At 47.4% G+C, this 25,273-nt stretch carries 22 protein-coding genes; 7 read left to right on the top strand and 15 right to left on the bottom strand.

Translation table 11 applies throughout. The features are described 5' to 3' along the window. Positions 1-31: 31 nt before the first annotated feature. The 5 genes from VK497_04915 (at position 32) to VK497_04895 (ending at position 8,067) form a co-directional block, all read left to right on the top strand. A complete protein-coding gene (locus tag VK497_04915; protein HMI09705.1) occupies positions 32-718 on the top strand; it encodes a hypothetical protein in 687 nt (228 codons plus the stop codon). Between the two features lie 204 nt (positions 719-922). After that, a complete protein-coding gene (gene topA / locus VK497_04910) occupies positions 923-3,220 on the top strand; it encodes a type I DNA topoisomerase (GenBank protein HMI09704.1) in 2,298 nt (765 codons plus the stop codon). Positions 3,221-3,450: 230 nt separating this feature from the next. Further along, positions 3,451-4,503: a sigma factor-like helix-turn-helix DNA-binding protein gene (locus VK497_04905; GenBank protein ID HMI09703.1), complete on the top strand. Its 1,053-nt coding sequence runs from the start codon at positions 3,451-3,453 to the stop codon at positions 4,501-4,503. A gap of 124 nt (positions 4,504-4,627) precedes the next feature. Beyond that, positions 4,628-7,429, top strand: coding sequence for a type IV secretion system DNA-binding domain-containing protein (locus VK497_04900; GenBank protein ID HMI09702.1), 2,802 nt, complete (start codon positions 4,628-4,630; stop codon positions 7,427-7,429). A gap of 221 nt (positions 7,430-7,650) precedes the next feature. Continuing rightward, on the top strand, positions 7,651-8,067 hold the full coding sequence (locus VK497_04895) for a type II toxin-antitoxin system death-on-curing family toxin (GenBank protein ID HMI09701.1): 417 nt from the start codon (positions 7,651-7,653) through the stop codon (positions 8,065-8,067). A gap of 761 nt (positions 8,068-8,828) precedes the next feature. Here the strand turns inward: VK497_04895 and VK497_04890 are convergent. The 12 genes from VK497_04890 to VK497_04835 all read right to left on the bottom strand — a co-directional run bounded on the left by VK497_04890 (position 8,829) and on the right by VK497_04835 (position 20,578). Beyond that, positions 8,829-9,764 (bottom strand): hypothetical protein, encoded by a 936-nt coding sequence (locus VK497_04890; protein ID HMI09700.1) that lies wholly within the window; start codon positions 9,762-9,764, stop codon positions 8,829-8,831. A gap of 25 nt (positions 9,765-9,789) precedes the next feature. Continuing rightward, positions 9,790-10,950: a UDP-N-acetylglucosamine--N-acetylmuramyl-(pentapeptide) pyrophosphoryl-undecaprenol N-acetylglucosamine transferase gene (locus VK497_04885; protein HMI09699.1), complete on the bottom strand. Its 1,161-nt coding sequence runs from the start codon at positions 10,948-10,950 to the stop codon at positions 9,790-9,792. Further along, on the bottom strand, positions 10,877-12,178 hold the full coding sequence (locus VK497_04880) for an FtsW/RodA/SpoVE family cell cycle protein (GenBank protein ID HMI09698.1): 1,302 nt from the start codon (positions 12,176-12,178) through the stop codon (positions 10,877-10,879). Before VK497_04880 ends, VK497_04885 begins: the two co-directional genes overlap by 74 nt. Before the next feature lie 4 nt (positions 12,179-12,182). Then, a complete protein-coding gene (gene mraY / locus VK497_04875; protein ID HMI09697.1) occupies positions 12,183-13,220 on the bottom strand; it encodes a phospho-N-acetylmuramoyl-pentapeptide-transferase in 1,038 nt (345 codons plus the stop codon). A 4-nt stretch (positions 13,221-13,224) separates the two neighbouring features. After that, the gene (locus VK497_04870) at positions 13,225-14,964 is read right to left on the bottom strand and encodes a penicillin-binding protein 2 (protein HMI09696.1); all 1,740 of its coding nucleotides are present in this window, start codon (positions 14,962-14,964) and stop codon (positions 13,225-13,227) included. 11 nt (positions 14,965-14,975) lie between these two features. Beyond that, positions 14,976-15,326, bottom strand: a complete 351-nt coding sequence (locus tag VK497_04865) for a hypothetical protein (protein ID HMI09695.1) — start codon at positions 15,324-15,326, stop codon at positions 14,976-14,978. A 175-nt stretch (positions 15,327-15,501) separates the two neighbouring features. After that, positions 15,502-16,434: a 16S rRNA (cytosine(1402)-N(4))-methyltransferase RsmH gene (gene rsmH / locus VK497_04860; protein ID HMI09694.1), complete on the bottom strand. Its 933-nt coding sequence runs from the start codon at positions 16,432-16,434 to the stop codon at positions 15,502-15,504. 337 nt (positions 16,435-16,771) lie between these two features. Beyond that, a complete protein-coding gene (locus tag VK497_04855) occupies positions 16,772-17,134 on the bottom strand; it encodes a hypothetical protein (GenBank protein ID HMI09693.1) in 363 nt (120 codons plus the stop codon). Between the two features lie 264 nt (positions 17,135-17,398). Further along, positions 17,399-17,560, bottom strand: a complete 162-nt coding sequence (locus tag VK497_04850; GenBank protein HMI09692.1) for a hypothetical protein — start codon at positions 17,558-17,560, stop codon at positions 17,399-17,401. Positions 17,561-17,602: 42 nt separating this feature from the next. Further along, positions 17,603-18,322 carry a hypothetical protein gene (locus VK497_04845; protein ID HMI09691.1) on the bottom strand — a complete coding sequence of 240 codons (720 nt, stop codon included), beginning with the start codon at positions 18,320-18,322 and terminating at the stop codon, positions 17,603-17,605. Continuing rightward, on the bottom strand, positions 18,303-19,316 hold the full coding sequence (locus VK497_04840; protein ID HMI09690.1) for a gluconeogenesis factor YvcK family protein: 1,014 nt from the start codon (positions 19,314-19,316) through the stop codon (positions 18,303-18,305). The genes VK497_04845 and VK497_04840 overlap by 20 nt, the downstream gene beginning before the upstream one ends. Before the next feature lie 5 nt (positions 19,317-19,321). Then, on the bottom strand, positions 19,322-20,578 hold the full coding sequence (locus tag VK497_04835) for a glycoside hydrolase family 1 protein (protein ID HMI09689.1): 1,257 nt from the start codon (positions 20,576-20,578) through the stop codon (positions 19,322-19,324). A 52-nt stretch (positions 20,579-20,630) separates the two neighbouring features. On the opposite strand from VK497_04835, the gene VK497_04830 reads away from it, so the two are divergent. After that, positions 20,631-21,485: an LssY C-terminal domain-containing protein gene (locus tag VK497_04830; protein ID HMI09688.1), complete on the top strand. Its 855-nt coding sequence runs from the start codon at positions 20,631-20,633 to the stop codon at positions 21,483-21,485. Here the strand turns inward: VK497_04830 and VK497_04825 are convergent, their stop codons facing one another. Together VK497_04825 and VK497_04820 are read right to left on the bottom strand one after the other, a co-directional pair. Beyond that, positions 21,486-21,902, bottom strand: a complete 417-nt coding sequence (locus VK497_04825) for a DUF1761 domain-containing protein (GenBank protein ID HMI09687.1) — start codon at positions 21,900-21,902, stop codon at positions 21,486-21,488. 73 nt (positions 21,903-21,975) lie between these two features. After that, the gene (locus VK497_04820; protein HMI09686.1) at positions 21,976-23,499 is read right to left on the bottom strand and encodes a PIF1 family ATP-dependent DNA helicase; all 1,524 of its coding nucleotides are present in this window, start codon (positions 23,497-23,499) and stop codon (positions 21,976-21,978) included. 52 nt (positions 23,500-23,551) lie between these two features. On the opposite strand from VK497_04820, the gene pheA reads away from it, so the two are divergent. Next, positions 23,552-24,370 (top strand): prephenate dehydratase, encoded by an 819-nt coding sequence (gene pheA, locus VK497_04815; GenBank protein ID HMI09685.1) that lies wholly within the window; start codon positions 23,552-23,554, stop codon positions 24,368-24,370. Position 24,371: 1 nt separating this feature from the next. Here pheA and VK497_04810 read toward each other — a convergent pair. Beyond that, positions 24,372-25,273, bottom strand: a 902-nt coding sequence (locus tag VK497_04810) for a Kiwa anti-phage protein KwaB-like domain-containing protein (protein ID HMI09684.1), incomplete at its 5' end; no start/stop codon positions are given.

The following is a 25,273-nucleotide window of genomic DNA, read 5'->3' as shown; positions in this document are numbered from 1 at the left end:
CAAAATTAGTCACAAGTGTTATAGTGAAAAAATGAACACCCGACGAAGGTTGTTTTGTACCGTAGCAGCGAGCGTAGCCGCTGCACCCGTATTGGTTGGCTGTGGCAACGACGCCACTTCCACCACCGACTCCAGCTCCACGACCACGGCTGGGACGAGCGTTTCGACGCCTACTCCCGGTCCCGACAAGACGACGCCGCCGAAACCGACGCAGCGACCCACGGCCTACAAGACCGTGACCGTTTCCGTCCCGGCGACGCCGCCCACGACTGCCAAACCCACTTCGACACCGGCCGTGAAACCCTCCGTCAAGCCGGTCAGGCCCAACGGCAGGACCATCACGGTGGTATCCCACGAGTACGGCACCGGCGACCTCCCCAGGTATGTCAGAGTTGATCCGCAGTTCCTCCCGGAGGAGCACAGGCTCATCTGCGCCGGTGACGTGTCCACCTGGATACCCCTGCAGCTGAACGGCACGGTGCCGACCGACAAGGACGGGACGAACTTCGTCTCGACCCTCGTCACCACGGCCGGCCTGCTGGTGTTCCCGCAGAAGGGGAGTGTGCTCCCCTCGGACACGCTGATCGCCGGCGAAAGCCTGTACGGCAAGGTGCCCGAAGCCAACTGGCGCGATACGATCCTGCTGTCCTCCGCTTCGAACAAGGGCGGCTGGGGCAAGATCGGCAACAACCAGCTGGGGATCTGCGACCCGCGGTAACAACCCAAACCCTACACAGGGTGTCCATGCGCTTTTACCAAGTTCTACCTGAAGTTGGGAAAGCCGGCGGTCATTTCGTGCGTTTACGCATGGAAGGCCGCCTCTTTCTTTGCCTAAAATACTCTAACACTTGACCAATTCAATCAATTTGCATACAATCAGCCTTTGTGTTTAGCTATCAAGCACAAGGACTATATAAAGTATATGAGTAAAAACCTAGTTATCGTGGAATCCCCAGCCAAAGCCAAGACTATCGAGAAGTATCTCGGGAGTGGTTTTGTCGTTAAAAGTAGCATTGGCCACATTCGTGGACTTCCCAGCAAGAATGGGAGTGTGGACGTTGCTAACAAGTTTGCGCCAAAATTCGAAGTAAACGCTGACAAGAAAAAAACCATCGCTGAACTTAAAAAAGAAGTGAAGCTCGCCGACACCGTCTGGCTAGCAAGCGATGAAGACCGCGAAGGGGAAGCCATTGCCTGGCATCTCGCCGAGGTACTTAAACTCGATCCTAAAACGACGAATCGTATTGTTTTTCACGAGATCACCAAAAGCGCGCTAGACGAAGCGGTCAAGAATCCGCGTACTATTAATATGCCTCTCGTTGAAGCCCAGCAAGCTCGCCAATCCCTAGATTACCTCGTAGGGTTTGAGCTTTCCCCAGTGCTGTGGCGCAAAGTCCGCCCGCAGCTATCGGCTGGCCGCGTGCAATCCGTTGCCGTTCGTCTGATCGTTGAGCGCGAAGCCGAGATTGACAACCACACGCCAGAATCGACGTTCAAACTTACCGCTGAATTTATCCTTTCAGACGGAACCGTCCTCCCTGCGGTAAGTGCTAAAAAACACCAATCCGCAGACGACGTTCGTAAAATCCTTGAAGATTTCGCAAAGAGCGACTTTACCGTTGACGATATCACTAAGAAGCCAGGTACGCGCAGCCCGTCAGCACCATTTACCACCAGTACGTTGCAGCAGGAAGCCAGTAGTAAGCTTGGCTTTAGCCCTCGTAATACCATGAGCCTCGCCCAGCGTCTGTACGAAGCAGGGCATATTACGTACATGCGTACCGACTCAGTAAACCTCTCTGACCAGGCCCTAGGTGCGATGACAAACTTCATCAAACAAACCTACGGCGACAACTACCACCATTTCCGTACGTTCAAGTCCAAATCTGCCGGCGCACAGGAAGCTCACGAAGCAATCCGTCCAACGGACGTATCCAAAGAATGGGCCGGAGCTGACGAACAGCAAAAGAAATTATATAACCTGATCTGGCGCCGAACGCTTTCTTCACAGATGGAAAACGCTAGCTTAGAAAAAACCACAATTACGGTGGCAGCCAGTGAAACCAAGGAAATGATGGAAGCCAAGGGCGAGATCGTTGTCTTTGACGGATTCCTTAAAGTCTACGGCCGAAGCGGCGATGACGTACTCCTACCGGATGTTAGCAAAGGTGACCCTCTTACTCTAAAATCTGCCGAAGCCATTGAGAACCTTTCCCGCGGTCCAGCCCGCTACACCGAAGCCAGCCTCGTGCGCAAACTCGAAGAAATGGGTATTGGCCGTCCATCAACCTATGCCAGTACTATTAATACTATTCAAACCCGTGAATACGTTGAGCGCGGCGATCTCGAGGGTGTTCCGAAGAATATCCAAAAGCTCAGCCTCGAAGACGGCAAGATTGCCGAAATCACCGAGGAAATCCAGTACGGCAAAGACACTAACAAGCTCTTTCCGACAGATACCGGTAAGGTAGTGACTGACTTTTTGGTCAAGCACTTCGAAAAGGTAATGGATTACGATTTCACCAAATCTGTCGAATCTGAACTCGACGAAATCGCCGCTGGCAATAAAGACCGCGTCAGTGTGCTTACCGACTTCTACACGCCGTTCCATCAGCTAGTAGAGGCAAGTGCCGACATCTCGCGCGCCGAAGCCACCAACACGCGCCACATCGGTGATGACCCTAAGACAGGCCTGCCTATTTTTGCGCGCTTTGGCCGCTATGGCCCTATGCTGCAAAAGGGTGAACAGTCAGATGACCCTAAACCAGAATTCGCGCCGCTCCCAACCGGGGCCAAGATTGAAACCGTTACATTAGAACAAGCACTTGAAATGTTCAAACTCCCACGCCTGGTTGGCAAAACCGACGACGGTAAAGAAATTAAAGCCAACATTGGCCGTTTTGGCCCATATATAGTAATCGACAAACTATTCGTCAGTATCAAACCGCTTGACCCACATACTATTACGCTCGATGAAGCAAAAGAGCTGTATACGGCAAAAGTAGAGTCCGAACGCGAAAAAAACATCGCCGATTTTGGCGACGGCATCAAGGTATTAAAGGGGCGATTTGGTCCATATATTACAGACGGCAAAAAAAATGCTAAAATTCCAAAGGATACCGAGCCTGCTTCGATCACGCATGATCAAGCTAAAGAACTCCTAGATAAAGCACCGGCTAAAAAAGCCCGGAAGCGCATCACTAGGCGCCAATCAAGCTAATTATCAGGGGTGCACACGATAGGTTAGACAGCTTAAGGGGTAACGCACAACATAACGTAAGCTTTTAAAAAGCTCTAAGACACTCTTTACTACACACGTCTATTTCATGCTATAATTAATTAAATAGGCAAACTATTTGACATTATAGAAATATTGTTCTATAATCGAACATAGAAATACAACAACCCTTAATTTTCTGAGGTGATACAGAGAGGAACAACGAAACCGTCATGGACCAAACCGTACAAACAGATACTAGTGAAAAACTACGCACCGCAGTCGACGATATCCTTAGCGTTATCGAGCAAGACCGTGAGCGTGAGATTATTACCCGTCGCTTCGGACTACTTGACCGCCGTGAAACCCTTGAACAAATTGGCGAATTGCTTGGCATCACCCGAGAACGCGTTCGTCAGCTTGAAAAAGCTATTCTTATTCGTCTTAAAATGGCCGCGGAAGCCGGTAAAGTTCCTGCTATCCATGACGTTGAACGCACGCTCATCCGTGAACTTTCTGAAACTGGCCGTGTTGCCCGTGTCGCTGACGTTACCGAACGTCTTGTTGGCGGTGCTACCGACCCACGTAGCCGTGCTCACGTTGCCTTTATCGCTGAGCTATCACCAAAGCTTGTTGTTATTAGCGAAAACGATAACTACCACCATGCTGTTGGTATTAAAGAACACGCTGACGAGAAAAAGATCAAATCAAACGTTGATGAAATCGTTAAGACTATCAAAAAGCACGGTGAACCTCTTCAGATCGAAGAACTTCACGATAAACTTAGCCACGACCACCCAGACCAGGTTCGTGCACTTGCTAGCACTAGCAAGCACCTAGCACACCTAAAAGACAGCTGGGGACTTACGAAGTGGCCAACCGTTAACCCTAAAAACATTCGCGACAAGATCTACGTTATCTTGGCCGAAAACGGCAAACCCATGCACTTTTCTGACATTGCCGCTGCAATCAAAGACAGCGACTTCAAACGAAAAGACGTTACCACTCAGGCTATTCACAACGAGCTCATCAAAGATAAGCGCTTCGTATTAATCGGCCGTGGTATTTACGCACTCGACAACTGGGGCTTCTCAAAGGGAACCGTTGCTGACATCATCACTGACGTTCTTAAAAAAGCAGGCGAACCTCTTCACCGCGACGAAATCGTCCGACGCGTCCTAAAAAGCCGTCAAGTTAAAGAAACGACAATCCTGTTAAACCTACAAAGCAAATCGCAATTCAAACGCGTTGCCAAAGCTACTTACGCCATCAACGACGCCAAGTAAGGGCGCTTGCAATCAGTAGTAACAGGTGGGACAATAGACTGTAGACATGGACTTTCTTTTGTGGCTCATAAATTTACTTCTTCAATGGTACGTTTGGCTTCCAATCGTACTCATTTTGGGATTCATGACGTGGCGTAATTACCGCCGGATCGACGCGGTAAAAGCCGTCGAATCCGTCCTGTTAGTTCTTGAAATTCCAAAAGCAAACGACAAGTCAGAACTTGCCGCCGAACAGCTTTTTGCCAGCCTTCACGGCATCCTTCGTGACCGGAACGAACTACGTGCCAATCACGGCGTCCAAGAACATCTAAGTTTTGAAATCGCGTCTGTTAATGGCCAGATCCATTTTTACACCTGGGTACCTAAAACCCTGCAAAGTTTCGTCGAAGGCCAGATCTATTCGCAGTACCCAAGCGTGCAAATCCACGAAGCAGAAGAGGATTACGTCGCACATGAACGTCAGCATAGCGTCGTCTACAGCTCTGAAATTGTCCTAACTGGTAGCGAATTCTTACCGATCAAAACCTTCCAAAGTTTCGAAGTTGACCCACTTGCTGGTATTACCGGAACACTTGCCAAGCTAGAATCTACCGGTGAGGAAGTCTGGATTCAGGTGTTAGCTCGCCCAATCGCCGACGACTGGCACAAAGACGCTGAACGCTGGATCGGCACTGTCCGAACAGGCAATCCGTTCTCATTCCTAACCGGGGAAGGGTTCAACATGAAGTGGGTTGGTGGCTTTTTTGAAGCCCTATGGAAACCGCCAGAGCAGGGGATTGGCGGCGGATCGACCCCCAAAGAACTATCTGAACGCGAAAAAACCCGAATTAGTGAGGCAGAAAAGAAAGCAACAAAACTTGGTTACCAGGTAAAAATCCGTCTAGCTTACCTAGGGGAAAGCCCGACGAATGCCAAGCTTCGTATGCAGGCTATCGTTGGTACGTTCAAACAGTTCAACAGTACCAACCTGAACGGCTTCCGTATATCCGGCGGTAGTTTCAAAAAAGAAGATCTCGCAAATTACCGCGCGAGGCTTTTTGGCGATAGGGGCTTTATTCTAAATATCGAGGAACTAGCGTCCGTATTCCACTTGCCGCACACCAACGTGGAAACACCGAACATCGTCTGGGCTAGCAACAAAACCGCCGAACCGCCAGCCAAACTACCAGTAATAACCGGGAACGATGCTATAGACGAGAACATCAGCGCCTTTGGACTCACCAACTTCCGTGGTATCAACCACCAATTCGGCATGCTCCGGTCAGACCGTTCACGTCACGTATATATCATTGGACAAACTGGTGCTGGTAAATCAGGAACACTCGAACTGTTTGCTTTGTCCGACATCTACCACGGCCAAGGCTATGCTATTATCGACCCGCACGGCGACCTTGCTGTCGATAACATGCGTTTCATCCCCGGATCACGCCTGCAGGACGTCGTATACTTCAACCCGGCCGATACCGCATTCCCGCTTGGCTTTAACCCGCTAGAAGTCACTGACCCTGCTCACAAAACGAACATCAGCAGTGAAGTCATTGGCGTTTTGAAGCGTATGTTCGCCGAAAGCTGGGGTCCGCGCCTAGAATACATTTTGCGTTACACTATTTTAGCGCTTTTGGACCGTCCGACCACGACCATGCTCGATATCACCCGCATGCTTACCGACAAAAAGTTCCGTGAAGAAACGCTTAGCTACTGTACCGACACCGTCGTGTTACAGTTCTGGAAAGTCGAATTTGCCAGTTGGACCGAGAAGTTTGCCGCCGAAGCAATCGCGCCGGTACTTAACAAGGTTGGTGCGTTTACCGCCAACCCAGTTATTCGTAATATTATTGGCCAGCCAAAATCTACCTTTGACGTTCGTGAAATTATGGACGAAGGTAAAATCCTCATCGTTAACCTTTCAAAAGGTCTGATTGGTGAAGACAACGCCTCTATCCTTGGTGCCTTTATGGTCACCAAAATCCAGCTAGCTGCCATGTCACGTTCGGACATTCCAAACATTGAAGACCGCCGTCCGTTCTACCTGTATGTGGACGAGTTCCAAAACTTCGCAACCGACAGTTTTGCAACAATTCTGTCCGAAGCCCGTAAATACGGCCTTAACCTAACCGTTGCCAACCAATACATCTCACAGATGAGCGAAACTGTGCGAAACGCCGTATTTGGTAACGTTGGTACTATGATTTGTTTCCGTGTCTCGGCCGATGACTCGCCAATCCTAGCCAAGCAGTTCGAACCACAATTCGAACCAAATGACCTCTTGCAGATGCACAACCGTAGTTTCGTCATCAATATGGTCATCAAAGGCGAGAAGTCGCCAGCGTTTAGTGCTCGTACGCTTCAGCTACCTCCACCACAGATCGACAACACCGGTCGCATTATCGAAAACACACGCCGTTTATACAGCCGCAACAGGGCAGAGGTAGAGGCCGAGATCAGCACTGCTATTCAACCACCGTCTAACCTACAGAAAAAGCAGCCGCAATCCGCCTCGCAGGCCAAACAATGGCCAGTTAATGCACAGCAAGCAACTGTTACGCCACAAGCGCCAAAGCAACCACAGCAACAAGCTCAGGCACCAAAACCGGCACCCGTTGCATCCCCTGCGCTGCAACAAACCATAGACCACACGCCACCAGAGCAGGGGACTACGCCTACCCCAGCCCCGGAAACGCAATCTCAGCCACAACATCAGCATCAGGATGGAGACAGACCACCTCTCCTGAACGAAGATGGCACTCCACGCAAACGAAAACGTTCGCGTAATCGCAAGCGTAAACCGGCTGGAGCAGGCGAGACAGACCATAGTTCAATCCCAGCACCGCAACCGCAACAACAGTCACAAGCACCACAGCAATCGCCGCCAGCCCCCTCTCAACAGCAGAACCAAGATTCAGATAACATCCTCCGGTTGCGCTAGTGTTCTAGTAAAATAGTTTTGATTATTCTATACTTAGAATACACACAAAGATACCCAGGACTAACCATTAACAACGTAATAGATATATGGTATAGTATAAAGTCTATGAACAAGCAGGATAAAACGCCAGAACTAACTCAACAGCAGAAAAAAGTAATTGATAAAGCTGTTAAGAAAACTGTTAAGAAGTATCACAAGACACTTCGACTTCTTGCTGCGACGTGAAATCTGTCTCCTTAGTTGAAGCGGAGTATACTGCCCACCAGCTTGCTCGAGAACTGATGGACTACGGTGAACCTGTAGCCGATTTCAATACTCGCTACCCCGGTAAACTAGAAGGCTGCCTGGAAGCGCCGTTCACTCATATCAATGGGAGATATGTATACTGGACTCTCGCGCATAGGGCAGCAGTCCTTTTCTATTCGATAATCAAGAATCATCCTTTTGAAAATGGTAATAAGCGTATGGCGGTAACTATTACACTCGTGTTTGTATTCAAAAATGATAGATGGATAGATATAAGTCCTGAAGATCTGTACAAAATAGCTACAGTAGTCGCCAAAAGTCGACCGATTGATCATGACGAGGTGATCAAGACACTCAAGATTACCTTCAAACAAAACCTCTCGGAAGCGTAAAGTTCGTACAATACAGACACGAACTAGAACAAAAATAGAACATTATACTTAGCTGGGGTATAACTATAGAATCGTCAACATAGTTACATAGACCCAGGCAATATGCCCGTAGCGTGAAAATTTAGAGTTAGAAGAAATAAAAGCCAGTCAGACAACAGCCAGACCCGAATAGCATGAAGCCAATGAGGGAAGAGTAGTTTAAATAAAATAATAAAGCGCAGGGTCGGAAAAAATAATTGAAAGTTTGTAATAGTGGACATAATCAAGTTTGTGATTATATGTCGCACAATATATCTTTTACGACATTAGATATATATACATAAGTTGATTGGTAATACCTTTATATAACACCTAAATTAGTGGTCTATCCCTTAAGTAGGGTGCTAACACGTTATCCTATTCATTTATACGTGTACGTAATGTTTAACGCGTTATACATGTAAGACAACTATCACCCTAGAGCCTCTGGCTTGGATGCCAAGATACCTCGTGGATACGTACGACCGTCCTTAAGTTATCCACACCGCTATATAATCGGACGTTTGACTTTTTATTTTTCCTACGTTCTTATATAGTTTTTTGACTTTTCGTCTATTTGTATTTTCGTATTTTTATTGCCCTACTCCCTGCTCCCTCACTACCCTTCATTTGCTTTTTTGCTATATTGATATGTTAATATATATTTTCTACCCTGCAGCGTTATATATTATAAAAGAACAAAATTAGAACACTACTTTGCAAGAGGAGAGCACAGGCTCTTCTTACCTGTAGAATGCACGTCCGCTTACACGAACGTCTAGGTAGGCAGGGTTTTGATTATGAGCAGCCATCCAGGCAATCCCTACTGCCATATCCTCTACCTGCTCCCCTGCTGGACGGTCGACGGCAAATTTAACCGGGTATTTAACGTCTTTTAGAGTTAGCTCTATTTGTCTGGTCGTGCCAGAAGGGATCACTACTTGTGTTGTCGTATAGCCACTAGCTTTTGCAAGCCCTACAACCTGGCCAACGAAGCCGAGGAAGCTATTGCTGGCTACTGCCTGGCCAGCTGCCACCTGAATGCCGCTTTTATCGATAATCTGTACGGAAGGAGATGGGAAATAATTACGGCCAAAAGGAGTTCCAGATACGTCAACAAACTGTTGCTTGCCATTAATACTCCATCCAGCGATCGGTGATCGCATGGTCACTTCAAAGGAAGATACGCCTAGGCCGAAGGCGCTTACGGCGTTTACCGTCTTTATTTCAGGCGTGACGGTCTGTAGGTATTCAGTTAGATGATCAATATTCAAAAGAAGACGAAGGCGTTCTGCAGGCTGCTGGGACAAATACGTTTGGATGGCTTTCTCATAGGTGTCGTCCAGTACGACCGAACTATCGTCGGTTTTGACTGTTACGCCAGCAGTAAACTGCGAAATAAGGCTATACAGTACTAAACTACCCAGTATAACAAGCGTCAGTAGCCCTCCGATGTGGCGTCGTTGACGCGTAAGATCATGGGCTTGAACACGGGCAGATTTTAGCTGGGCTTTTGATTCACCAGTACTCATAACTTGCGACGAAGCACTGCCTGTTAGCGTCCGGTTACGCTTAAAAGCATAGCGCTGCTCAAGTTCGCTTTCGGATGCCCGTTCAGTCGTACCAGGCGTTTGTCGTCGCCTAGGACTATCCTTTTGTTTTTTAGAAAATATAGCCATAAGAACTACTGTTATTGTAGCAAATCTACGTCCGCTTTGCTGCGCCAATTATCATATCGGCCATATCGTGAGCTGCCTGAGGTTTAGCGAATGAATGAAGGGCTCTGCTCATTTTTTGCCTTTTGGCAGGATTGATTAAAAGTTCGGCAAGCGTTGATACCAAAAGATCTGAATCGCTTTCAAGCAACTTTTCATCTAGGACAACCACGGCATCTTTTTCAGCGTACACGGCAGCGTTCTTAAGCTGGTGACCAGCAGTAAGATAGGCGTTTGGCACGAGTACGGTTGGTTTTTCGAGTGCGGCAAGTTCCAAGATTGTCGTTGCCCCAGCCCTTGTCACGACAATATCCGCGGCGCCAAGTATTGAAGCCATACCTTCGCTGATAAAGTCGTGCAGCTGATATCTAGCATCATCCTGAGGCGTTGTTGCGCGAAGCTCGTCGTATTGGCCAGCACCCGAAATAAGCATGATTGACGACATGCTTAAAAGCTCGGGTAATGCTGATGCGGCCACGTTATTCAATCTCTGCGCGCCTAAACCACCCCCAGTAATGACAATAAGCGGACGCTTTTCGTCAAATCCCAGCTCTTTCTTTATGCGACGACGCAATGTATCGTCCATTGGAACGAACTGGTCAGAAATAGGAATCCCAACATACCTGGAAATATTTTTAGGGTACGGATAATAGTCCAGAGGCGCACCCGTAGCAATTGCCGTCGCCCAACGTGAAAGGACGCGGTTGGTCAGGCCTGGATGTGCATCAGAATCGTGAATGACTAACGGGATACGAAGTAACTTAGCGGCAAATCCAACCGGCAAACACACGTACCCGCCCTTGGTAAAGACAACGTCAGGCCGCCAGACAAGTAGTTTGAAAAAGCTTTGGACAAACCCGCAAAATACGAAAAACATATCGCGAAGATTCGGAAAGACAATCGTGACTGGGCGCAGAAGTTGACGCCACAAAGAAAGCGCATGGTAGCGGCGTAACTTTCCTGAAAAAATAGGCTGCACAGGAATAGTATCATCAAAATGATTCATAATACTTTTCGCCTGCGGTGCAAACTTCCGGTCGCACCAAAAACGAATTTCCACGTTCTGATCGCGGTGTTTAAGCTCGCGAAGAACGGCTACGACTGGCGTCACGTGACCGCCCGATCCCCCGCCGACTGCTAGGACTTTCATAGCTTGCCTCCTTATTTAATGATCCATGAATAGTATACCGTGAAAGTTGGAAAGCCAGTCCTAATGCGCCAGCAATAAATACCATGCTCGTGCCGCCAAAACTAAGGAGTGGCAACGTGATCCCCGTCAGAGGAAATACCCCGATCATCGCCGCTACGTTTAATATAACGTGCGCCGCCAGCCAGCCAAACACCCCTGCGGCAATGAGTTTCATCCACATATCTGGTAAGTGATCTGTGACTTTTAACAGGCGCAGAAGTAATGCGGTGAATAATATTAAAATGACGGTCAGGCCGATAAAGCCGAACGTTTCGCCCATAATGGCAAATACCGAGTCATTAATCGCTTCTGGCAGATACCCCGTCGCCTGAACGCTATTGCCAATACCAACACCTAGGATTCCCCCGCTGCCAATAGCGATCTTTGCATGCGCAATGTGATAGTTTGAGTCATCGTCAACGCTTGTATCGTCACCCTGTAGGAACGTCATAACGCGGTCAATACGGTGAGGGGCAATGACAACCAGCAGCAAACCTAAAACAACCGCCGCACCCACTAGCAGAGCGCCTATTTTCTTGCTGACCCCCCCTACCATCATCATGCTCGCCAGGATAGCAATCAGTGATATACCGGTGCCCATATCCTTTTGAATACCAATCACAAAGATAATTGCCACAAGGATAACAACACCGAATGGTATCAGCGTCTTATGAAGATCGTTTATAAGCCCCTGTTTAGCCCGCATGCCAAGGAATCCCGCACCGAATGCTAACATACCGAACTTTAATATCTCGGCCACCTGCAGGCTTCCTAAAGGCCCTAAATCGAACCATCGGCAGGCACCGTTGCTACACTGGGCAATTCCCCACCCGATCCAGCCAGCAAATGCCAGTAGCGCGCAGGCCGCGAATCCAACCAAAAGTATTTTTACCGCGTATTTCTTCGTGACGCTATAAGGAATAATTGCCATTGCGACAAATGCGCCTAGTGCCAATAATAGGCTGACCGTCTGTTTAACGAAAAAGTAAGTACTCGTGTAAAAATCCGTACCATGCGCAGTATTTAGAACATTCGCGCGCTGAGGCCCGATCGCATACATAATGATCAGCCCTAGCATCATCAAAAGCCCCATATAGAGCGCAATTTGATAATCTGGCCGATGACGCCGTATAACTGTTTGCTCGACAGCCGTACGTGCTCTAGTCCCAACCCTTTTCGCTGCTTCCATATCGCTAAATATGGCCTCCCGTTAGTGCCAGTAGAATACCCGTAAATCCAGCCACGCAGCCAATAACCCAAAAACGCATTGTCACCTTCGTTTCAGGCCAGCCGCCTGCTTCTAGGTGATGGTGTAAAGGCGCGGATAGAAATACTTTACGATGAAATAGCCGTTTACTCGCAATTTGGATAACGCTTGATCCGGCTTCGACAACAAAGATAATACCGATAAGTGGCAATAGGAATAACGTATTCGTTAACATCGCGACAACGCCTAAACTCGTCCCGAATGCAAAGCTGCCGACGTCCCCCATAAAGAACCTGGCCGGGTAGATATTAAACCACAGGTAACTGAGTAACGCTCCGACTACCGTGAAGCAAAAGCCAGAGATAAGCACTTGTCCTTGCAACAGTGCAATCACGCCAAACGTACCGAAGCTAATGGCGAGTAAGCCGCCCGCGAGACCATCTAGCCCATCGCTAATATTCACCGCGTTACTTGTTGCCACAACAGCGAGTGCAAATAGGGGTACGATGAGCCAGCCGAGCGCAATATCACCAAGGAATGGAAGATGCACCGCATCATATCCAAGTTTTACGTTGAAATACCAGCCAAGAGCGACGGCTAAAACCGTGATCATCGTAAATTTAAAGCTAGAACGAAGGCCAGCGACCCCTAGTCCTTGGCCGCGAATATTGATAATGTCATCCAAAAGCCCTACCGCTCCACCGCCAACCAGTGCTGCGAGCGGCAGCCAGGTTTCCTGACGGTCCAGGTTAAAGAAAAGTGTCACGACCGTAATGGAAACAAGCCCAATAACCCCAGCCATAGTAGGAATGTTACGCTTAAACTTGTCGGCATGTAGTTTATTAAAAACTTGAAGCAGCTCACCTGTCGTACTAGTACTGCGCTGCTTTTTCCAAAACTTGTAACGGTACGCGATAAACGTATATATCGGCGTCAGCATCATTGCCAGCAAGAATGCTCCGACACTTAATAAAAATGTTCCGGTAAGTTCGTGCGTTAGGCTTCCAAGTGTCATATTTTCCATAGTTTTACCTTTGTGGTTGTAGTTTCATATAATCAATCATCCAGTTGGATATATCAGTAAAGACCGGCAACGCATCCGTTCCTCCTGAGAGGTTCATGTGCTTGCCAGATACTTGCACCATTATGACATACCTTGGGGTAGTATCGCCACCAAACCCAAGATACGTACCAATCGTCTGATCGTCTACGTACTGACCGTTTTCAATCGTCTGGGAAGTACCTGTCTTGCCGCCTACGTAGTAGCCTGGACGGTCTTTGCCCGCATAAAATGCCAGCCTTGCCTGGTGGATCATATCCTTTACCGTAGCTGACGTGTTTTGGCTAATCACATTCTGAATTGGCGCTTTTTTTGAATCAGCGATAAAGCTGCTTCCATCATCACTCATTTTTCCAGCAATCACCGTTGGCCTGTAGTAGATACCTCCGTTGATGAGCGTACTAAACGCAGCACATACCTGGACCATCGTGACGTCCATTCCCTGTCCAAATGCCATATTAGAATACCGTACTGCCCCACCGTCGACATCCGTGGGAGGGATGATGGTTCCTCCCGCTTCGTTTGCGACTTCGATACCAGTCATCTCACCCATACGAAACTTATCGTGGAAATATTGGTATATGGTATCCCTAGCTGAACGAGTAATGCTGCTCCCGTCACCTAATCGCTGCGCAATCGTGACCATACCCGTATTCAGCGACCAGTTAAGCGCATGCTGCATGGTTATGTTACCTGTTTGGCCTTTGGTCGCATTGGTAATCGTTCGGTCCTCAACTTTAATGTAGTCGGTATTGTTATAGGTAGAATCCGGCCGGATAGCGCCCTTATCAAGCCCCGTTGCTACCGTAAACGTCTTAATGTCCGACCCCGGTTCGTAAGGCGTACTGACCGTGTCGTTGTTGAATGCTGCCACATCAGTGACCTTGTTATATTCGGCTGGTTTATAGGTCGGCAAATTAGCCATCGCGAGTACCTTGCCCGTTTGCGGATCCATCACCATGACGCTACCGTTCGTAGCCTTTGATGCCTCCAGACCTTTAGCAAGCGCTTTTTCGGTATATGCCTGTACGTTGCGATCAAGCGTCATGACGAGATTGTCACCGTTTTTGGCCGGTTTGTTGATATTATTATCGCCGATTGTCAAAGGCACGTTGCTCACATCGGTGACGGATTGTAAAAGCCCGTCAGCACCGGTCAACCGGTTGTTTAACTGGCTTTCAATACCATATTGTCCCTTACCCGCCGCATCGACAAATCCAAGCGTCTGAGCCGCAAGTTGGCCCTCCGGATACACGCGCTGCGTTTCTTGCTGGAATCCAAGGCCGCGAAGTTTTGATTCTTTCATAAGCTCTGCCTGTTTACGGGTTATTTTAGTCGCCAGTATCTGATAGCGGGAATTCTTTTGATCCAGCAGCTTATCAAGATTTGCGCGTGCGTTGCCGCCCGCCACCCGTTTTACGAGGCTGATTATTTCATCTGGTTCATCGACGACTTTCGGGTCGGCAAATACGGTGTAGACGGATTCGTTCAGTACGACTTTTACCGGCTTGTCGCCGTCCATAGCATATATTTCACCCCTGGCAGCAGGGATAACCAGCTGTTTCAACTGCTCTTTGTTTGCCTCGCCCACGTAATAATCGTGACGAATCACCTGTAAATAAAACAAACGCACAACAAAAACCGCCATAATGATCAAGATCACTATGGCAAGAATTCGCGGGCGGCCTTTATTGAGGTGTAGTTGCATAAGTGGTACGTCTATTCACTAGTATAATGTGTTTCAGCCGGAGTTGTCATCTGTTTGGCAACGCTGCTTCCTCCTACGTTTTCAAGCGCGGTCAAGCGGGCATTTTCAACTTCGAGGTCAGTCTTTTTGGTGGTTAGTTCGGCAATTTTACTGTCAATTTTTTGCGCTTCATAGTCATATCCCGTCGCACGGGTAGCCTGCGTTAGGTAGATCAAACCAAGCACGGTAATCATAAGGGCAACAAGCACCGTATGAGTGACGGGGCCAAGTTTGATGTTCGACGTAAAACGGGTAGTATTCTGGTTTCGGTTCCAGTTGCTTTGACGCCGTGAATTAAATTGTGCAGTTCGTGAGTATGACATATTTTTTTGTTTTGGTTTTTAGTGGTGATAATTGCATTTGGGACGTACCCGCAGCTAAGCTACGGGATACGCCAGTACTATTTATTTAAAACGAACAGTCACTTGTGTTTCGACTGATGCGTTTTGTACTGGGATGTGAATTGGCATGGTGTTTTGCCCCTTCCCTTTTTTTGTTTTATTTTTTCACTGCGACACGTAATTTTGCACTACGTGAACGCGGATTGTGAACGTCGTAAATGTTCCCTGCTAGCGGTTTTTTGGTCAATATCTGCAGTTCGGCTTCGTATCCAGCATTCTTTTGTTCTGTGAAATACTGTTTTACTAACCTATCCTCGAGGCTATGGAAGCTGATAATCCCGGCTCTGCCGCCTTTTTTCAAAAGGTCAGGCAAAAGTGGTAACAGTTCTTCAACTTGTCGGAGTTCTTCGTTGACCGCTATGCGGAGCGCTTGAAATGTACGCGTGGCTGGATGGATTTTTTTCCACTTCCCCACGTAGCTTTGTTTGATAAGCTCGCCGAGTTCTTCTGTCGTAGTGAATGGCCGGTTATTGGTTATCGCGTCAGCTATTCGCCTCGCAAAACCAAGTGGCTCTTCACCGTATGTCGTAATGATACGCACTAGTTCATCCTTCGTAGCGGTGTTCACCAGCGTTTCTGCCGATGTTTCCTGCCGGATGTCCATACGCATATCAAGCGGACCATTTTTTGTAAAAGAAAACCCTCGTTCGCTCCTATCGAGCTGTGGTGATGACACCCCCAAATCAACAAGTACGATATTAAACTGCTTCCCTTCCGTAATCAGTTGCTTTGCGGCACTGACAAAATCGGTATGCAGTAATCTGACGCCCTTTTGTTCGAATCCGCCTAGCGTTGCAATTGCAAAACTATCGCGGTCGACCAAAACAGAATCAGCATAGTTTTCAGTTTTAGCTAAAAACACTTCAGCATGACCACCATACCCCGCTGTCAGATCAAGATAATTCTCATTCTGAACGGGCTTTAGTATATCAAGTGTTGCGTCTAGTAAAACTGGAACATGTACTCGAGCGGTAGACGGAGTTTGTTCGCCGGTACGCTCGTGTTGTGGTGGATGTTCTTTGATACTCATAAACCCCTTTACTATAACATGTAAGTGGGTTTACTCGAGATCACCTAACTGGCAGCAGAAGCAATTTTTGTTTTTTGGTTGTGTTTGTTTTTGTATATAAGTGTCCAAATGAGGGGGTCGGGGGTTACATTGTAACTCATACCCGTCCTGTCATTTGGTTGAGAGACTTATGTGTGTGAGGTGGAGTTTTTTGGGAGGTGTTGTGTTTTGAGGAAGGTGCGTCGACATTTTTAATGTGGCGTCGGAGGACCACGTGCTCTACTGCCAGATAGTTGATCTCGAGAGATATCTTTACTATTTGGTCCGGATTGTTAAAGAACGGCTAATTGATCAATAATCAAACATCAGCATCGGGCGGTAATAGGCGCCAATAGGCCCCTGCCCTTACGGCAATCAGTTCCTTGGAAATTCCAGCGTAATCAAGCAGGTGCTGCTCGATTGTGACCCGACCTTGTTTTTGATCGAGTTCCGCACCAGTTTTACCGCGGCGAAACCGTACGTTTAAGTCAGCGATGTTCTCATCAAGAATACCGCCGCCAAGCGCAGGTTCAACTTCCCTGTCCCACACGGTTTGCGGGTAAAGGTGAAGATACTGGCCGAATCCCCTAGTCAGAACGACGCCACTGGCAAATTCATTTCGAAGCTCGGTCGGTATTGTCAACCGTCGCTTGTCGTCAAGCTTTCTTTCGAAATAATCCATTGCTCATGTGTCTTCTGTCCCTCGGGACTTCATGTTGATTATTTTTTAATGTTTAGTGGTGTTTGTTTGTTTTGGTGGTGTTACCCACTTCTTTCCACTGGCTTTACTATAATACCCACATCTACCCACGACAAGCCCTATTTTATCTATTTTCTGGGATGTTGCTCGCGCTTATCCACAGTACTGTGGATAAAGGTACACAAAAACAGGGGTAATAAAAAATACCACACCTTGGAGGGTGTGGTATTTTTTATCGAGAGTCACCTACGCAATCTGTAGCGTAATCCAGGCTGTAGCAACAGCTAAGTTAGCGACCATCGATACGACGAGAACCGCGTTCTTAAAATCCTGTCCAACTTGATCAGGAGCTTCTTCTATTACTTGTTCGTTATTCGTGTATTCGTTGTTTGTTTTTTTCTGTGTCATAATACATTTAATTTAGCATACTGTTTATGTTTTGTCAATACTTTACCAAACATTTCCGCTATTTATCAACTCAATCGCCCCTGCCAGACCCCTAACAACTACGACATGATCTGGCAACGCACCTCGCTGTGACAGTAGAAGCTCGCTGCCATCATAAGGCAATACCTGTATGCCGCGCACGCCTTCTGGCATGTCCTTGAAACTGATTGCCTTATCATCAAGTAAAACGAGTGAATTCGCCTCCGCTACGCCCCCAATTCTTAACTCTTCAGGAATACGAAACGTACCATCTTGCTGCTTCCATTTTGTGAGCACATGACTTTTTTCTTTGGTATTAGTAATCATATACGGAACATGCTCTAGCCGTGCAGCCTCAATCTTCATCGTTTGCCAAAGCAAGCCACCGAACGTCAATATTCCATAAGGGGCATCTTTTTGGTCAAGCGTATCTAGTAGATCCCGAGCGTTCGGCTCGCACATATCCACTTGCTGAGCCTTGTGGATAAAAAGCTTGACGATCCTCTCCCAATCTTCAATATCTCCCGATGCGCGAAGTCTTTCTTCAATGAATCTCACTGAATCAAACGAACCACCGCTCGTAATAGCCTCTACATGAGCCTGGCCCAGCTCTTTGTGCGTAATAGACGTTTCTTCATTGACGATTTGCTCAAGCAATGTTTGCAGCTTGCCAGTACTACCTAGACAACGATCAAAATCGATAACATAATATTTGTCGGCGTGATTACTTCGTGGCATTTCCATACAGTTCCATGATTCCCCGGGCAACGGCATTCGAATCATGCCGGATCAAGGATCTCGTCACGGCGTCCGCTTTCGCACTTTGCGCAACCGCCCCCAGGAACTTTCCACCAACTGCTTTGTAGTGGGTTTTGGCAAGTGCTTCACTATCAACTTCGACTGAATACGCGCCTTCTTCTTTGTAGCGTGCGGTAAGTTCTTCGTCTGGAGTCTGTTCGTTATACAGTACGTAGTCCAATACAGGATACCCGATAAACCGTTCGATCTCTTTTGCATGGTCACTTACCGTGAAGTTTTCAGTCTGACCTTTTTTTGTAACTAGGTTTGACACGTAGACGACTTTCGCGTCTGTATCCCGCAAAGCTTCGGCAATACCGTCAATAATAAGGAGCGGGCCTAACGACGTATATAAATCACCGGGCGCAAGTAGCACAAGGTCTGCTTGTTCGATGGCTTTGATTGCAACTGGGTTCGCCGTTGCCTTTGGCGCGAGTGAAAGGATCGCTCCCCTGGCATCATCCTCAAAAGATTTTTCATCAATGGTGCGCTCGCCTTTCAGGATAACCCCCGTATCAGGCCATTCCATTTTTAAGCGTACGTCGTCAAGGGTTGCCGGCACAACGACGCCATTGACGCGCAAAATTTCTGACGCCGTTTCAACTGCCTCGTTAAAACTTCCCGTCATTTTTTCAAGCGCGCTCAGGAGCAGGTTGCCAAACGCATGCCCCTGGAATGTTCCCTCCTCGAATCGGTAATTAAACAGATCACGCACTTTCGGTGAATCGCTGAGCGCCACCAAACATTGGCGCACATCGCCAGGAGGAAGCGTCCCTAACTCGTCACGAAGCACCCCCGTACTTCCCCCGTCGTCTGCCATGTTCACAATTGCCGCAATTGAATGACTGTATTCTTTTAGGGCACTTAGTAGCGCAAAGCTTCCTGTCCCGCCGCCAATGACGGCAATTTTTAGATGATTTCGAGGAAATGGTTCTTCCACCAGACTTACTCCCTTAGATGTTTAATGATTTTGCCGAACCACACACTACTGGGCCGTGGTTTCCGTTCCAGTGTATCGTAATCTACTTCCACTAGGCCAAATCTCGGCCATATACCTTTGTCCCACTCGAAATTATCGAGTAGACTCCAGTGAAGGTAGCCCTGCAGGTCAACCCCGCTGTCCATTGCCTTTTGCATGCCAATAAGTGTTTGTGTAATCCACCATTTGCGGTGCTGGTCTTCGCCATCAGCCAGACCATTCTCGGTAATGATAATGGGAAGGTGGTATTTTTCATGTAATCGTTCGAGCGCATACTGTATATTCGCCGGGCTTAAATCCCAGCCCATGTCACTTACTCTTTCGTCGGGATTGTGGATACGGTATCCGTAAACCCGGTCGCTAAAATAATAATTCACTCCTAGAAAATCACATGTTTTTACGACTTTTTTCAGAAAATAATCATCAGCAAAATATTGCATCAAACCTGCGCTTTTACGGCTTAGAAGCGCGTCATCCCCCGCATATACGTACGCTGAGTTTTTAGCGACGGATACTTTGTAACGACGGTTAATCGCATGGATGGCGTTACTTGCTTTGTTATGCGCATGTGCCAAATTGTTGAATACTTTTACCATCTGCCATTTGCTGCTCACCCCTGGTGGCCAGTGACCAGCAACGTAGCTTTCGTGTGCGTATGCTTCGGGTTCGTTAATCGTAATGATGTACCTGACATGTATGCCTAGTTCCCGGACAATCCGATCGGCAAATCGTACAAAGTATTTGACGTTACGTCGTTTTTCAAACCCGCCTAGCGCCGTAAACCAAAGGGGTAATGTAAAATGAAACAACGTAACGATCGGCTCAATCCCCCGCTTTTTTAGTTCCATCACATAGTTTTTGTAATGTTCGATTGCTTCAGCATTCCAAGCGCCCTCTTCAGGCTCTACGCGTGACCACTCAATACTGAATCGAAACGCATTCATATGCATTTTTTTAAGAAGGTCAAAATCTTGCGGGTACTTGTTATAGTGATCCGTCGCCCGGCCAGAAACATAATTATCGGCAGATTTCGCCAGTGGCTTAATCCGGGGCCAGCTATCGAACTCACTAAGATCGTATTCAGCCTGAGCTGCCCGCGATTTGGCATTCTCAAGTTCCCAAACCGACCATTGGTTATGAGTCCCACCTTCCACTTGATGCGCGCTCGTCGCAGCTCCCCATAAAAACTTTTTCGGAAACTTTAAACTCGGCTTTTTCTCCATATAAACCCTATTATACACTTGCCGCCTGGCTGAGTGTATAATGAGACAAGCTATGTTTAGTTTTATATTCCGTCTTTTCTGGCGACTTTTGATACTTGGACTAGGTATTGTGCTCGCTTGGCTTGCTATCACCGAAGTCTATCCCTACGCCGACAGTCGCCTACCGGCGTTTATTGTCGTACTGCTGCTTTATTGTATTTCCACCTACGCCGTCATCCCTCTTCTGATCCGACTTTTTAGAATCGTCATTAAACCTGACCACATTCCCCTTTACGTAACCACCGGTGACGGCTGGCCGTCGGACCCCGTAAATATCGCGTTAATCGTCACCAACCGTGACCATCTTATTAAAAAAATGAACAAAGCGGGCTGGTACACGGCCGAACCATTCACATTCAAAAATGCCTTTCGTGAGGCTATTTCAGTTGTATTTAACACTCACTACCCCGCTTCACCGCTAAGTAACCTGTATCTTTTCAACCGCCCGCACGATGTCGGGTTTGAGATTCCTACTAATGACCGCGGCAGTGCCCGTACCAGACACCACGTCCGCTTTTGGCGCATGGAAGAGCCACATCTATATGCTGATCGAAAACATCAATACGCATACAAATTCTGGGTTCAAAAATTCAGACACCTTTTTATAGGCAAAAAGGAAATGTGGATTGGTGCCGCAACCGAAGAAACCTACCCTATCGCCATCCAATGGCGTACAGGCCAGCTGACCCATGGCGGCAGCGACGAATCGGACAAAGAGCGTGATTTCATTCTTAAAACGCTAAAAGACGCTAGCGTGGTCTCTAAAGTCCACACTAGCGAACCTGGTGAAGAGCTACGTTTCCGCGGCCAGCAGCTTAGAACATTCTACGTATCTGACGGCTGTATCAAGATTGCTCGTTTAAAGTAATTAGACGCCCATTACACCGATTATAAGCGCCATTACGACTACTGTGATCAGTTCGTGCATAGCGTTCATAAGCGTCAATTTCCAAGGACGGCCTTCGAACAGGTCGTGCGTCAAGAACCTCGCTGCAGTAAAACCAAGCCATAGCCAAAATGCAGTCGTTAGCGCATCTTGCATAAAACTATTGTGGAAGAAATTGTTGCTCAGGAAGGTTACGTGCGCCAAAATGTACGCGGTTATAAGTGACACGACAAACGTCAGGCCGAGTGAAACCACCATATTGTATGGCTTGTTCTTGTCGACTTTCGCAAGTTTCATCCAAGTATCACCGAATACGCTCTTTGCGTACCAGATAGACCCTACGACCATGCTCGAGATTGCTGCTAGTAATACTGCCCAATAATTGATGTCAACGTCCATTTGCTTACCCCTCCGTTAATATATTTAAAGTATACTCCCGGCGAGTTCTAAACAGCAAACGATTTTTATTTCTTTATTGTACGGCGTCTTCACCGAAATGTTTTTGCAGGCGCATTTTGACGCTTCCTTCGTGACGGCCAAGTTTTTGGCTGAGGTCTTCGATCGAGGCTCCATTTTGAAAGTCCTGTTTAAGGACCGTGTCGTCACTTGGCTGCCAAGGCTTGTACGCATTTGGGTGTGTTTCGCGCATTTTTGCGATTTTATCCGTCCAACCCGACCCGCCACTAGCTTTCTTTTTTACCGTGGGTTCTTTTTGGCGTTTTTCAATATTTTTAGCAAGGTGAGCAAATTTTTTACTATCACTCGCTGCTCTTGTGCGGAGCGTTCCATCAATGTTTTGAGCGTCCTCACTGATAGCAAGTGCCATCCTGTTAATACCGGATAAATAAAGGCTGGACAAATTCTTTACTCGGCTTAGGGCAACGTATCCCATACCCTCAACGAAAGCTTTTCGCAGATCGATGCGCGCCGCATCGAGCGTCATTCCCTGCGATTTGTGAACGGTAATCGCCCACGCCAAACGAAGTGGAATTTGGGTAATACTCGCCCGTTTTTTGTCGCCATCGCGCAGTTCCCATGTATCCGGCATCATCGTCACTGTCTTGCCGCTTCGGAATTCGACGATCGGGTATTCGGTTGAAGGTTCAAAGTCAATGACCGTTCCGATGCTGCCGTTTGCGTACTTGCGGTCAGTCGCGTTTTTGACCGCCATAACAAGCGCGCCTTGCTTCAAGCTAAGCGTACCTGGCGCTAGGACTGATCGCTGCAAACTTTCAACGTAGTTATCTGATCCTGTGGTCGTCTGGGTATATTGCAGTTCATCACCGCCAAGTTCTTTCAGTTTCACATCATTAATGCGGTCAACGTCGACATTTACCGTATGAAGTTCGGTAAGTACTAAATCTTCTGCAGGCGTTTCATCAACGCGCGCAAGAAGCTTTTCAGCGTGATGGCGGCGAATATCACCTGCCCGAAGCGCATTTAATATCTCCAGAAGCTCCTCGTCGTCTTGACGGTGTTGTTCCTGCAAATAACAGATCGTTGGATCCATTTCTCTCCAAACCTGGCTGTGCACGACAAAACCCCCGCCACGATTGTCACCACGATTGATTGGAGGTAATTGAAAGAAGTCACCACTCATGATCACTTGAATGCCGCCGAACGGTTCGTCTTTCCGACGGACTAACCGGCAGGCTTCGTCAACCATATCCAGCCGGTAATCATGGAGCATTGAGATTTCGTCGATAATCAGAACATCTGTTTTTTCAATAATTTCCTTACGGCCTTTGCCTAAGTGTTCGGCAAACCCAGACGGCAGACTATCAGCAATACCAATTCCCGCCCAGCTATGGATTGTCGTACCGCCTAAATGTGTTGCGGCGAGGCCTGTCGTAGCTGTCACGGACACGTGCTTGCCTTCGCTTTTTGCAAGCCGAATAAATTGATTCAACACAAAAGTCTTACCCGCCCCGGCTGGGCCAGTCAAAAGCACGCTTTCCCCCGAAAGCATTATTTCTAACGCCAATCCCTGATTCATTCCTTTTAGTATACCACTTCTCCACCACTTAGATTGTGGTAGAATGTACCTTATGCGCGTCGCAATCCAAGGCCAGTTAGGATCATTTCACCACCAGGTAGCAAAGACATGGTTTGGCGATGATGTCCACATTTTACCTGCCGAAACATTTGGTGAGGTATTTGGCATGCTTAATCGTCACGAAACGACGCTCGCAATCGTTGCTATTGAAAATTCCCTCTACGGATCAATTAACGAAGTCTACGATCTCGTCGAGTCACACCGCTACCCTATTGTTGGCGAGATCTATCTGCGAATTGAACAGCAGCTTATTGCGCTTCCCGATGCGAAAACAACCGATATTACTCATATCTATTCCCATCCTGTTGCGCTTGCACAGTGCGAAAACTATCTTGATGCTCATTTTCCAAACGCCGAACGAATCGAACATCATGATACCGCCGGAAGCGTTGAATTTGTTAAAAATAGCGGTGACAAATCGATGGCAGCAATCGCAGGGCGCGTTGCAGCCGATACCTATTCGCTCGCAATATTGCATGAGAATATTGAGGATAATAAAGCCAATTTCACTCGGTTTCTAGTCATTGATACCAATGCTAAAACGATTGCCAACACCAATAAGGCATCACTTGTCATTCAGACCGATAACAAACCTGGAGCTCTTGCGAATGTCCTTACCGCTTTCGCCGACCGGGGAGTAAATCTGACTAAACTCCAGTCACGTCCTATTATCGGCAAGGCATGGAGATACAAGTTCTACATAGATGTCGAAGCGGGTGGCGAACAATTAAAGCATCTACTCGATGATATTCGCGCAAACGGAACGTCCGTTGCCGTTTTAGGCGAATATCAAGCCAACCCTCTTCCCTAGGTTATCCTCGGGGTGGTTCACCTTCGGGATCATCAAGTAATTTCTTGCTTTTAATTTCGTAGCGTTTTCCGGTAATTTCGCTGACGATATAATCTTCGTTGATCAAGTTCACAAAAGTATCAAGGTCATTACCGTCCATGATAATAATCGCGCCGGCATCGTCGGTCATCAGCTCTAGCTGCATTTCATCGGCATATTCAATTGCTTGTTCCTGTGTCACGGCACCAATTTCCATTTTTTGTAGCTTGTTCACGATTTTTTTACGGTCGCGTACAAGTGTCTGTAGATCTAACCCATCAGGAAAACTAAGTTTAAATATCTTTTCAATTTCAAGGACTTTTTGATCTGCTAACGCCTGCTTTTTGTAATCGTAGTTAAAAAGCTTTTCAAATTTACTTTGGTTAAAGACAAAAATATCCTGATTAACGATCAACACCTGGTTGTCATTAGGCATTTTCAACCCGACATCAGCTTGGAACGCACCAAACTTACCATCGCGGAATTCCCAGCTAGTGGCGCCTGTCAGAACATTTCCCTGTCCAATTGATTTAATAACGTAAAAGGCCTTTTTGTGGTCGCCTTTTGGTGAAAAACGCGCGACAACGCCTTTGATTCGTTTGAAGTCATGCTCTTCATGGCTGAATTCAATAATATCGTGGCGCTCTTTTTCAATTAAATGAAGGAGTGTCTCGGCACGGCCAACTTTTGGCAGATCTGTCCGAAGAAGCGAGTTTTCTTCCCCTTCGGATAGTTCGAAATCACGTACGGTCAGGCCTGTACCAGCACCTAAATTCACGAAATTAATAAGATCATACAGGAATAGTGGACGGATTTGCGCGTTCAGATCTGTTCCAAAATGCGTGCTGTAGGGCGTGTAGTTTTTATTGAACAAAAAGAATTCAA

Source organism: Candidatus Saccharimonadales bacterium, from assembly GCA_035317825.1.
In the GTDB taxonomy this organism is placed as follows: domain Bacteria; phylum Patescibacteriota; class Saccharimonadia; order Saccharimonadales; family Saccharimonadaceae; genus DATHGB01.
This window is presented reverse-complemented; position numbering and strand designations above follow the sequence as displayed.